The sequence below is a fragment of the Bacillus cereus group sp. BfR-BA-01311 genome (genome assembly GCF_022664295.1).
Taxonomy (GTDB): domain Bacteria; phylum Bacillota; class Bacilli; order Bacillales; family Bacillaceae_G; genus Bacillus_A; species Bacillus_A cereus.
The window spans coordinates 37,627-48,553 of record NZ_JAKUHC010000024.1; the positions used below are offsets into that span (position 1 = coordinate 37,627).

Genomic DNA, 10,927 nt, shown 5'->3' on the forward strand with positions numbered 1-10,927 from the left:
TACTATTGAGAACTTAGTGGATAAAGTAATTTAAGTAAAACTAGTATTAAAAATTGAAATAGAGAGCAATCTTTTTGTAAAATGATGAGGATAGGAAAGCTGATTATATAAGTATGTGTGATATGATGTTTTTATAAGTTTTATACATACTGCACAAATATAGATTAAATAAGATAAGTGGTGAGAATATGATTTTTGTATTGGATGTAGGGAACACAAATGCTGTACTAGGTGTGTTTGAAGAGGGGGAACTTCGTCAGCATTGGCGCATGGAAACAGATCGTCATAAGACAGAAGATGAATATGGAATGCTTGTAAAGCAATTGCTTGAGCATGAGGGTCTTTCGTTTGAAGATGTGAAAGGTATTATTGTGTCTTCAGTCGTACCACCAATTATGTTTGCTTTAGAGCGCATGTGTGAAAAATATTTTAAAATTAAACCGCTTGTAGTAGGGCCTGGGATAAAAACAGGACTAAATATTAAATATGAAAATCCGCGTGAAGTAGGCGCAGACCGAATTGTAAATGCAGTAGCAGGAATCCACTTATATGGAAGTCCGCTCATTATTGTTGATTTTGGTACGGCTACTACATATTGTTATATTAACGAAGAAAAACATTATATGGGTGGAGTTATTACGCCAGGAATTATGATTTCAGCAGAGGCTTTATATAGCAGAGCAGCAAAACTTCCTCGTATCGAAATTACAAAACCAAGCAGTGTTGTTGGGAAAAATACAGTAAGTGCGATGCAATCTGGTATTCTTTATGGTTATGTTGGACAAGTGGAAGGTATTGTTAAGCGTATGAAAGAAGAAGCTAGACAAGAACCTAAAGTTATTGCAACAGGTGGATTGGCAAAATTAATTTCCGAAGAATCGAATGTAATTGATATTGTAGATCCGTTTTTAACGTTAAAAGGTTTGTATATGTTATATGAACGTAATGCAAATTTACAGCATGAGAAAGGTGAATAAATACGTATGAAAGATTATTTAGTAAAAGCGTTAGCATTTGATGGAGAAGTGCGTGCGTATAGTGTGCGTACAACAAATACAGTAAGTGAGGCGCAAAGACGTCATGATACATGGAGAACAGCTTCAGCAGCACTAGGGCGTTCTTTGACTGCGGGTACAATGATGGGCGCAATGTTAAAGGGCGAGCAAAAGTTAACGATTAAGGTAGAAGGTAACGGTCCAATTGGCCCTATCTTAGTAGATGCTCATGCAAATGGAGATGTACGTGGTTATGTAACGAATCCGCATGTTGATTTTGAAGGAACAGAACAAGGGAAGTTACGTGTATATCAAGCGGTAGGTACAGAGGGGTTTGTAACTGTAATTAAAGATATTGGAATGCGTGAGCCGTTTATTGGTCAATCTCCAATCGTTTCAGGAGAATTAGGAGAAGACTTTACGTATTATTTTGCAGTTTCTGAACAAACGCCTTCTTCTGTAGGTGTTGGTGTTCTTGTAAATGGAGATGATAGCATATTAGCGGCAGGTGGATTCATCCTTCAAATTATGCCGGGTGCGCAAGATGAAACGATTTCATTTATTGAAGACCGTTTACAAAAGATTCCACCTGTATCAACGTTGATTGAACAAGGTCTTTCTCCGGAAGAGCTACTATATGCAGTTCTTGGAGAAGATAAAGTAAAAGTATTAGAAACAATGGATGTTCAATTTAATTGCACATGCTCACGCGAGCGTATTGAGAGTGTATTAATTAGTTTAGGTAAAACAGAGTTAGAGCAAGTTCGTGAAGAAGAGGAAGAGACAGAAGTTCACTGTCATTTCTGTAATGAACGATACAAGTTCTCTAAAGAAGATATTACAAATTTAATCGAGAATTTGTAATAAGGGAATTAAGAGGAGCAATCCTCCAAATGAATTGACAAACAGGGAATTTTCTGACAAAATCTAAATATAGATAAAACCAATAAAAATACTCGGTGTTAGGAGTGACAGGAATGCGAGTGGCACAATCAGTTTCAGAATTAATCGGGAAAACGCCGATCGTTAAGTTGAACCGCATCGTAGAATCAGACAGCGCAGATATATACTTAAAATTAGAATTTATGAATCCGGGGAGTAGTGTTAAAGATCGTATCGCATTAGCTATGATTGAAGATGCTGAAAAAAAGGGATTATTAAAAGAGGGCGATACAATCATTGAGCCGACAAGTGGTAACACAGGAATTGGTTTAGCGATGGTAGCGGCTGCTAAAGGATATAATGCAATCTTAGTAATGCCAGAAACAATGAGTATTGAGCGTCGTAATTTATTACGTGCTTACGGTGCGGAATTAGTATTGACTCCAGGGCCTGAAGGAATGGGTGGAGCAATTCGTAAAGCGACTGAATTAGCAAAAGAACATGGCTACTTTATACCACAACAGTTCAAAAACCAATCGAATCCAGAAATTCACCGTTTAACAACAGGTCCAGAAATTATTGAACAAATGGGCGACCAATTAGATGCGTTTATTGCAGGTATTGGTACAGGTGGAACGATTACTGGTGCTGGTGAAGTACTGAAGGAAGCGTATAAAGATATTAAAATTTATGCAGTAGAACCTGCAGATTCACCAGTATTATCTGGTGGGAAGCCAGGTCCACATAAAATCCAAGGAATTGGGGCGGGATTTGTTCCGGAGACGTTGGATGTAGAAGTATATGATGAAATTATTCAAGTGAAAACAGAGCAAGCATTTGAATATGCGAGAAGAGTGGCTAAAGAGGAAGGTATTTTAGTTGGTATCTCTTCAGGCGCAGTTATTTATGCAGCAACAGAGGTTGCGAAAAAGTTAGGTAAAGGGAAAAAGGTACTTGTTATTATCCCGAGTAACGGTGAACGTTATTTAAGTACACCACTTTATCAATTTGAATCCTAATTAAACGCGATTGAAAAAGCATCCTTGAAAAAGGGTGCTTTTTCTTTTGGGATTGGAAATAGGAAAAGAGTGAATGACTAGAAAACTTCATGTAAAATAAGAGGTAGTATAATTAAATTATTTTCACTAGCCTTCGAGTATAATCAATCTCTATATAAATAACTTATGTAGTTTGAGCTGGTTTATCTAAGAGGGTGGGATAAAAGAAGACGGGGTGTTGATATGCAACGAAGAAAATCTTTAGCGCTTTCTATTCCATATCAGTTAGATTTCTTTAAGCAATATAAATTTCTTTCTCAGGGTAAATCGCAACATATTTTGTTAGAAAGCGGCCGTGGCGGTCGTTATAACATTGTAGGGCTGAACCCAGTAGCGGTAATCCGAGGGAAGGGTGAAATGTTACATATAAGTGAAAGTGGTAAGGAAACAATAAAACGAGGGAATCCGTTAGATTTAATGCAAGAATATATGGAACAATGGAAGACGGACTATAACCCAGAGTATCCGCCTTTTCAAGGTGGTGCAATTGGCTATTTCAGTTATGACTGTATCCGTTATATTGAAAAGCTGCCTTCTCTTGCGGAAGATGATATTGATATACCTGACATCTTCTTTTTATTATTTGATGACGTATTTGTCTATGATCAAAAAGAACAAGTGTTATGGGTTATTACGCATTATGTAGATGAATATGAAGAGGCGAAAGAACGGCTAAATGAGTGGAAGAGTCTTTGGATGACAGAAGCGCCTGAAGTGACCGTGCCCTTTGAAAGTCCTGAAAAGAAAAGTGAAGCAGTTGCTTTTACTGAAGCTGGCTTTATGAAGGCAGTTGAATGTATTCAAGAATATATTGGAGCGGGTGATGTGTTCCAAGTAAACTTGTCGACGAGACAAGAAAGAACGTTACAGACACACCCACTAGAAATTTATACAAGTCTTCGTGAAATTAATCCATCTCCATATATGGGTTACCTGGAGCTTGGGGATTTTCAAATCGTTAGTGGATCGCCAGAGTTGTTAATTAAGAAACAAGGAACTGAAGTAAGTACAAGACCAATTGCTGGAACGAGATCTAGAGGCGCGGATGAGCAAGAGGATGAAGAATTAGCAAGAGAATTAATTGAGAACGAAAAAGAAAGAGCAGAGCATGTAATGCTTGTGGATTTAGAAAGAAATGATTTAGGACGTGTTTGTAAATATGGCACTGTAGAAGTAGATGAATTTATGGTAATTGAGAAATACTCACATGTTATGCATATTGTTTCTAATGTGCGTGGTGAGGTAGAAGAAGATAAAGATGCTTTTGATTTAGTGAAGGCTGTATTCCCTGGGGGAACAATTACTGGTGCCCCAAAAATACGTACGATGGAAATTATTGAGGAATTAGAACCTGTTCGAAGAGGGATTTATACAGGTTCAATCGGTTGGATTGGTTATTCTGGAGATACAGAATTGAATATTGTAATTAGAACACTTCTTGCTAAAGATGGAAAAGCTCATGTACAAGCAGGGGCGGGAATTGTAATTGATTCAAATCCGGAAAATGAATATAAAGAGTCGTTAAAAAAGGCGATTGCTTTATGGCGTGCAAAAGAACGTAGTGAAGAAACGGTTAGGTGAGAGAAATGATATTAATGATTGATAATTATGATTCTTTTACATTTAATTTAGTGCAGTTTCTTGGAGAACTTGGACAAGAGCTCGTTGTTAAACGTAACGATGAAGTGACTATTTCAGATATTGAGAATATGAAACCAGATTTTCTAATGATTTCTCCAGGTCCGTGCAGTCCTAATGAAGCTGGGATTAGTATGGAAGTTATTAAATACTTTGCTGGAAAGATTCCGATTTTTGGTGTTTGTCTAGGGCATCAATCCATTGCACAAGTGTTTGGTGGAGAGGTTGTCCGTGCAGACCGATTAATGCATGGAAAAACGTCGCTTATGCATCATGATGGAAAGACGATTTTTTCGGATATTCCTAATCCGTTTACTGCGACGCGCTATCATTCCCTTATTGTTAAGAAAGAGACGTTACCCGATTGCTTAGAGGTAACATCTTGGACAGAGGAAGGGGAAATTATGGCACTTCGTCATAAGACATTGCCGATAGAGGGTGTGCAATTCCATCCAGAATCTATTATGACTTCTCATGGGAAAGAGCTGTTGCAGAATTTCATTCGTAAATACAGTCCAAGTGCGACATTATGTTAATTTACGTAAATGGTCAGTATGTAGAAGCAAGTGAAGCGAGAATTTCTCCTTATGATCATGGTTATTTATATGGTCTTGGAGTTTTTGAAACGTTTCGTATTTATAATGGTCATCCTTTCTTATTGGATGATCATTATAACCGTTTAATAGAGGCGCTGGATACATTGCAAATTAAATGGACAATGACAAAAAATGATGTGATGCTTATTTTGAAAGATTTACTCGCTAAGAATGAATTGAAGCATGCATATGTACGTTTTAATGTATCGGCGGGTATAGATGAAATAGGATTACAAACGGAAATGTATGAAGAGCCTTCTGTTATTGTTTTTATAAAACCTTTAACAGCTCCAGGGGATGTAGTGGAAAAAGAAGGTGTTATTCTAAAACAAGTGCGAAATACACCGGAAGGGACATTTCGCCTGAAGTCTCATCACTATTTAAATAATATTTTAGGGAAGCGTGAAATTGGAAATGTTGTGAGTAAGGAAGGTATTTTCCTCACTGAAGCAGGTTATGTTGCAGAGGGCATTGTTTCGAATCTATTTTTTGTGAAAGGTGATGTTTTATATACACCTTCGTTAGAGACAGGGATTTTAAATGGTATCACTCGTGCGTTTATTATAAAGAGTGCTGAAGAATTAAATATAGAAGTAAAGGAAGGTTTCTTTACAAAAAATGAGCTACTTTCAGCGGATGAAGTCTTCGTAACAAACTCCATTCAAGAAATTGTTCCGCTTTATCGTATAGAAGCGCAGGATTTCCCGGGTAAAGTAGGAGTGGTTACAAAAAGTTTAATGTACCTTTATGGAATGCAAAGAGAGAAATTATGGAGCAGAAATGAACTACGAAGAGGAGATGTGTAGTTTGAAGTGGGATTATGATTTGCGCTGCGGCGAATATACATTGAATTTAAATGAAAAAACATTAATTATGGGGATTTTAAATGTAACACCAGATTCGTTTTCTGATGGTGGGAGTTACAACGAGGTAGATGCTGCGGTACGTCACGCAAAAGAAATGCAAGGTCAAGGTGCTCATATTATTGATATTGGTGGCGAATCTACTCGCCCAGGTTTTGCTAAAGTATCAGTAGAAGAAGAAATAAAGCGAGTTGTCCCGATGATTCAAGCAGTTTCAAAAGAAGTAAAATTGCCTATATCTATCGATACATATAAAGCTGAAGTTGCAAAGCAAGCAATTGAGGCTGGTGCTCATATTATTAATGATATTTGGGGAGCGAAGGCGGAGCCAAAAATTGCTGAAGTCGCAGCTCATTATGATGTACCTATCATTTTAATGCATAACCGCGATAATATGAATTATCGTAATTTAATGGCGGATATGATTGCTGATTTGTATGACAGTATTAAAATTGCTAAAAATGCTGGTGTGCCAGATGAGAATATTATTTTAGATCCAGGTATCGGTTTTGCTAAAACACCTGAGCAGAACTTAGAGGCGATGCGTAATTTAGAACAGTTAAATGTGCTAGGTTATCCAGTTCTCTTAGGTACTTCGAGAAAGTCCTTTATTGGGCACGTATTAGATTTGCCAGTGGAGGAACGCCTTGAGGGAACAGGAGCTACCGTTTGTCTTGGGATTGAAAAGGGCTGTGAGTTTGTTCGTGTCCATGATGTGAAAGAAATGGCGCGTATGGCTAAAATGATGGATGCGATGATTGGTAAGGGGGTAAGGTAATTGGATAAAATTTATATCCATGATATGGAGTTTTATGGTTATCATGGTGTGTTCCCAGAGGAGAATAAATTAGGTCAGAGATTTAAAGTTGACTTAACGGTGGAGTTGGATTTAAAGCTTGCAGGGGAAAGTGATGACTTAGAGCATTCGGTCAATTATGGAGAGCTTTTCGAATTATGTAGAAAAGTTGTTGAGGATAGAAAGTATAAGCTTGTGGAGAGTATCGCTGAAAATATTGCTGCAGATATATTAAAACAATATGAAAGTATTTCACGCTGTACAATTAAGGTAATTAAGCCGGATCCACCGATACCGGGTCATTATCGTGCTGTAGCAGTAGAAATTACGAGAGAACGTCCATGAACAATATAGCTTACATTGCATTAGGGTCAAATATTGGAGAGCGTTATACGTATCTAACTGAAGCGATTCAGTTTTTAAATAAAAATCCTTATATTCAGGTTGATGATATTTCATCTGTATATGAAACTGAGCCAGTTGGCTATACTGACCAAAGTTGCTTTTTAAATTTAGTTATAAAAATTTCTACCAATTTATCACCACAAGAGTTATTGAAAGTAACACAAAAAGTAGAAAATGACCTAGGAAGAAAAAGGGAAATTAGGTGGGGGCCGAGGACTATCGACCTTGACATTTTACTTTATAATCAAGAGAATATTGAAGCAGAGAATCTTATTGTTCCGCATCCGCGGATGTTTGAAAGAGCTTTTGTTATCGTTCCGTTGTTAGAGATTAATCAAGACATAAAACAAAACATTTCACGTTCACAAGTAGAAGAAATGAAAAGGCGAGAGGGAGTAACGGTATGGAAGCAGAAAAATGGGGAAGACGCATTCGTGCTTTTCGAAAGCTAAAAGGCTATACACAAGAAGGTTTTGCTAAAGAACTAGGGGTATCTGTATCTGTTTTAGGTGAGGTTGAGAGAGGGAATAGATCGCCTTCTCAAGATTTTGTAGTAGAAGTTGCTAAGGCATTAAATGTTTCGATAGAGGAATTAATGCCAAAGTGATTGTACAGGAAGGAGTAGGTTGATTGTTAAAGATTGCAAATATCGAGATGAAAAATCCGGTTGTACTAGCACCGATGGCGGGAGTGTGTAACTCTGCATTCCGTTTAACAGTAAAAGAATTTGGTGCCGGCTTAGTTTGTGCTGAAATGGTAAGTGATAAGGCAATATTACTTAATAATAAAAGAACATTAGATATGTTATATATCGACGAGAGAGAAAAGCCATTAAGTTTACAAATTTTTGGTGGAGAGAAAGAAACTCTTGTAGATGCTGCGAAATATGTAGATAAATATACGACAGCAGACATAATTGATATTAATATGGGTTGTCCAGTGCCGAAAATCGTTAAATGTGATGCGGGGGCAAGGTGGCTTTTAGATCCGAATAAAATATATGAAATGGTAGCAGCGGTTGTAGATGCTGTAGAAAAGCCGGTTACAGTTAAAATGCGTATCGGTTGGGATGAAGAACATATTTTCGCAATAGAAAATGCTAGGGCTGTTGAGCGTGCTGGTGGCCAAGCTGTGGCGGTTCACGGACGTACACGAGTGCAAATGTATGAAGGAAAAGCGGATTGGGATATTATTAAACAAGTAAAACAATCTGTAAATATCCCGGTTATCGGAAATGGTGATGTCGCAACGCCGCAAGATGCAAAGCGTATGCTTGATGAAATTGGTGTAGATGGTGTTATGATTGGTCGTGCGGCTCTTGGAGATCCGTGGATGATTTATCGTACGGTAAAGTATTTGGAGACAGGTGAATTAATGCCGGAACCAACAGTGCGCGAGAAAATTGATGTATGTATGTTACATCTAGATCGTCTTATTGACTTGAAGAACGAAAGTGTCGCTGTAAGAGAGATGAGAAAACATGCAGCTTGGTATTTAAAAGGTGTTCGTGGTAATGCTAGTGTACGTAATGGTATTAATGCTTGTAACACACGGGAAGACCTTGCGAATGTGTTAGGTACATTTGTAGAAGAAGTGGAAGCGAAACAACAAACAATTTACGTTGGTTAATAATGGACATAGGAGATTGACATTCTTCTATACACTTCCTATAATTACGTGAAAGAAAGAAGAGCTGCCAGTTAGTTGCTGGCAGTTTTTCTAGTTGAGTAGAAAATGCTATACTGTATATATTGTAAAATTAAATAGAGCTGGAGTGATATCAATATCATGGATAACATGAACCACGAAGAATTAAACGACCAATTGATTGTTCGTCGTGAAAAGCTACATAATTTACGTGAACAAGGAATTGACCCGTTCGGTAAAAGATTTGAACGCACAAATTCAACAACTGATTTAGTGAGTCTATATGGAGAGTTCTCTAAGGAAGAATTAGAGGAGAAGGAAATCGCTGTTTCTATCGCTGGTCGTATTATGACAAAACGCGGAAAAGGGAAAGCTGGATTTGCACACGTTCAAGATTTACATGGACAAGTTCAAATTTATGTTCGTAAAGATGCTGTTGGAGATGACGAGTACGAATTATTTAAAACAGCAGATTTAGGTGATTTAGTAGGTATTGAAGGTAAAGTGTTCAAAACAAACGTTGGAGAACTTTCAGTAAAAGCAACAGGCTTTACGCTATTAACGAAATCTCTTCGTCCATTACCAGATAAATACCATGGGTTAAAAGATGTTGAACAACGCTACCGTCAACGTTACTTAGACTTAATTACAAGTATGGAAAGTCGTGAAACGTTCGTTACTCGTAGTAAAATCATTCGTGAGATGAGAAGATACCTAGATGACAACGGTTATCTTGAAGTGGAAACACCTATGATGCATGCAATTGCAGGTGGAGCTTCTGCGCGTCCTTTCACTACACATCATAATGCGTTAGATATGGAATTATATATGCGTATCGCAATTGAGCTACATTTAAAGCGTCTTATTGTGGGTGGTTTGGAAAAAGTATATGAGATCGGCCGTGTATTCCGTAATGAGGGTGTATCAACTCGTCATAACCCTGAGTTTACGATGATTGAATTATATGAAGCATACGCTGATTATAAAGATATTATGAAGTTAACAGAAGATATGGTTGCTCATATCGCGAAAAAAGTACTGGGTACAACAACAATCCAGTATGGTGATTATGAAATTAATCTAGAACCAGAATGGACACGTCTTCATATGGTAGATGCGATTAAGCAATACTCTGGAGCTGATTTCTGGAATCCGATGAGTGTAGAAGAAGCGCGTGAGCTTGCAAAAGAACATAATGTAGAAATTAAAGATACAATGGAAGTTGGTCATATTATAAATGAATTCTTCGAACAAAAAGTAGAAGATAAATTAATCCAACCAACATTTATTTACGGTCATCCGGTAGAAATCTCGCCGCTTGCGAAAAAGAATGATGAAGATCCAAGATTTACAGATCGTTTCGAATTATTTATCGTTGCGCGTGAACATGCAAATGCATTCACTGAGTTAAATGATCCAATCGATCAAAAAGAACGTTTTGAAGCGCAATTAAAAGAGCGCGAACAAGGTAATGATGAAGCTCATATGATGGATGACGATTATATTGAAGCTCTTGAGTACGGTATGCCTCCTACGGGTGGATTAGGAATCGGTATTGATCGTCTAGTTATGTTATTAACAAATGCACCATCTATTCGTGATGTATTATTATTCCCTGCTATGCGCCATAAACAAGACTAAGCTTTGGAGATTTCTCCAAAGCTTTTTTTATTTGAGCATGAGTTGCGTGGGTATAGTAAATCTTGATAGTGTGAGAAATTATATTTATATAGAAGAAATGTGCTGTTTTTATACTTTTTTACTAAGTTAAAAATTTTATTAGAAAAACTATTGCATTTTAATAATCAAACTGGTATATTTATATTCGTTGCCACGAAAGGTAACAAACAAAACAAACGAAAAACAACTTATTGAAAAAAGTTGTTGACGAAAATATAACGAAATGTTATATTGATAAAGTCGCTTCTGAGCGACGAAGTAGTTCTTTGAAAACTGAACGAAACAAACAACGTGAAACGTCAATTTTTATTTTAGATGCTAGACAAACTAACTTTATTGGAGAGTTTGATCCTGGCTCAGGATGAAC

At 37.2% G+C, this 10,927-nt stretch carries 12 protein-coding genes; all 12 read left to right on the plus strand.

The window, feature by feature from the left end:
* Window positions 1-188 precede the first annotated feature (188 nt).
* The 12 genes from MR136_RS27410 to lysS all read left to right on the plus strand — a co-directional run bounded on the left by MR136_RS27410 (window position 189) and on the right by lysS (window position 10,521).
* Window positions 189-977 (plus strand): type III pantothenate kinase, encoded by a 789-nt coding sequence (locus MR136_RS27410; RefSeq protein WP_000578368.1) that lies wholly within the window; start codon window positions 189-191, stop codon window positions 975-977.
* Between the two features lie 6 nt (window positions 978-983).
* A complete protein-coding gene (gene hslO / locus MR136_RS27415) occupies window positions 984-1,859 on the plus strand; it encodes a redox-regulated molecular chaperone HslO (protein WP_000656372.1) in 876 nt (291 codons plus the stop codon).
* Window positions 1,860-1,972: 113 nt separating this feature from the next.
* On the plus strand, window positions 1,973-2,896 hold the full coding sequence (cysK, locus tag MR136_RS27420) for a cysteine synthase A (protein WP_001261712.1): 924 nt from the start codon (window positions 1,973-1,975) through the stop codon (window positions 2,894-2,896).
* Window positions 2,897-3,118: 222 nt separating this feature from the next.
* A complete protein-coding gene (pabB, locus tag MR136_RS27425; RefSeq protein ID WP_098771332.1) occupies window positions 3,119-4,516 on the plus strand; it encodes an aminodeoxychorismate synthase component I in 1,398 nt (465 codons plus the stop codon).
* A 5-nt stretch (window positions 4,517-4,521) separates the two neighbouring features.
* Entirely contained in the window at window positions 4,522-5,109 is a 588-nt protein-coding gene (gene pabA, locus MR136_RS27430) for an aminodeoxychorismate/anthranilate synthase component II (RefSeq protein WP_000602293.1), read from the plus strand.
* Entirely contained in the window at window positions 5,103-5,975 is an 873-nt protein-coding gene (pabC, locus tag MR136_RS27435) for an aminodeoxychorismate lyase (RefSeq protein ID WP_017673493.1), read from the plus strand. The genes pabA and pabC overlap by 7 nt, the downstream gene beginning before the upstream one ends.
* On the plus strand, window positions 5,950-6,810 hold the full coding sequence (gene folP, locus MR136_RS27440) for a dihydropteroate synthase (protein ID WP_002164656.1): 861 nt from the start codon (window positions 5,950-5,952) through the stop codon (window positions 6,808-6,810). The genes pabC and folP overlap by 26 nt, the downstream gene beginning before the upstream one ends.
* Window positions 6,811-7,173: a dihydroneopterin aldolase gene (folB, locus tag MR136_RS27445; RefSeq protein ID WP_017673494.1), complete on the plus strand. Its 363-nt coding sequence runs from the start codon at window positions 6,811-6,813 to the stop codon at window positions 7,171-7,173. It begins immediately after the preceding gene.
* Window positions 7,170-7,685, plus strand: a complete 516-nt coding sequence (folK, locus tag MR136_RS27450) for a 2-amino-4-hydroxy-6-hydroxymethyldihydropteridine diphosphokinase (RefSeq protein WP_001059450.1) — start codon at window positions 7,170-7,172, stop codon at window positions 7,683-7,685. The genes folB and folK overlap by 4 nt, the downstream gene beginning before the upstream one ends.
* Window positions 7,637-7,840 carry a helix-turn-helix domain-containing protein gene (locus MR136_RS27455; protein ID WP_000387031.1) on the plus strand — a complete coding sequence of 68 codons (204 nt, stop codon included), beginning with the start codon at window positions 7,637-7,639 and terminating at the stop codon, window positions 7,838-7,840. Before folK ends, MR136_RS27455 begins: the two co-directional genes overlap by 49 nt.
* Window positions 7,841-7,863: 23 nt before the next feature.
* The gene (gene dusB / locus MR136_RS27460; protein WP_000912251.1) at window positions 7,864-8,862 is read left to right on the plus strand and encodes a tRNA dihydrouridine synthase DusB; all 999 of its coding nucleotides are present in this window, start codon (window positions 7,864-7,866) and stop codon (window positions 8,860-8,862) included.
* A 159-nt stretch (window positions 8,863-9,021) separates the two neighbouring features.
* Window positions 9,022-10,521, plus strand: coding sequence for a lysine--tRNA ligase (gene lysS, locus MR136_RS27465; RefSeq protein WP_000369668.1), 1,500 nt, complete (start codon window positions 9,022-9,024; stop codon window positions 10,519-10,521).
* The last annotated feature ends 406 nt before the right edge of the window (window positions 10,522-10,927 follow it).

Bases quoted from the DNA above. Each gene is read 5' to 3' on its own strand.
- lysS (WP_000369668.1), top strand. From the start codon at position 9,022: ATGGATAACATGAACCACGAAGAATTAAACGACCAATTGATTGTTCGT.
- hslO (WP_000656372.1), top strand. From the start codon at position 984: ATGAAAGATTATTTAGTAAAAGCGTTAGCATTTGATGGAGAAGTGCGT.
- folK (WP_001059450.1), top strand. From the start codon at position 7,170: ATGAACAATATAGCTTACATTGCATTAGGGTCAAATATTGGAGAGCGT.
- MR136_RS27410 (WP_000578368.1), top strand. From the start codon at position 189: ATGATTTTTGTATTGGATGTAGGGAACACAAATGCTGTACTAGGTGTG.
- folP (WP_002164656.1), top strand. From the start codon at position 5,950: ATGAACTACGAAGAGGAGATGTGTAGTTTGAAGTGGGATTATGATTTG.
- MR136_RS27455 (WP_000387031.1), top strand. From the start codon at position 7,637: ATGGAAGCAGAAAAATGGGGAAGACGCATTCGTGCTTTTCGAAAGCTA.
- cysK (WP_001261712.1), top strand. From the start codon at position 1,973: ATGCGAGTGGCACAATCAGTTTCAGAATTAATCGGGAAAACGCCGATC.
- pabB (WP_098771332.1), top strand. From the start codon at position 3,119: ATGCAACGAAGAAAATCTTTAGCGCTTTCTATTCCATATCAGTTAGAT.
- pabC (WP_017673493.1), top strand. From the start codon at position 5,103: ATGTTAATTTACGTAAATGGTCAGTATGTAGAAGCAAGTGAAGCGAGA.
- pabA (WP_000602293.1), top strand. From the start codon at position 4,522: ATGATATTAATGATTGATAATTATGATTCTTTTACATTTAATTTAGTG.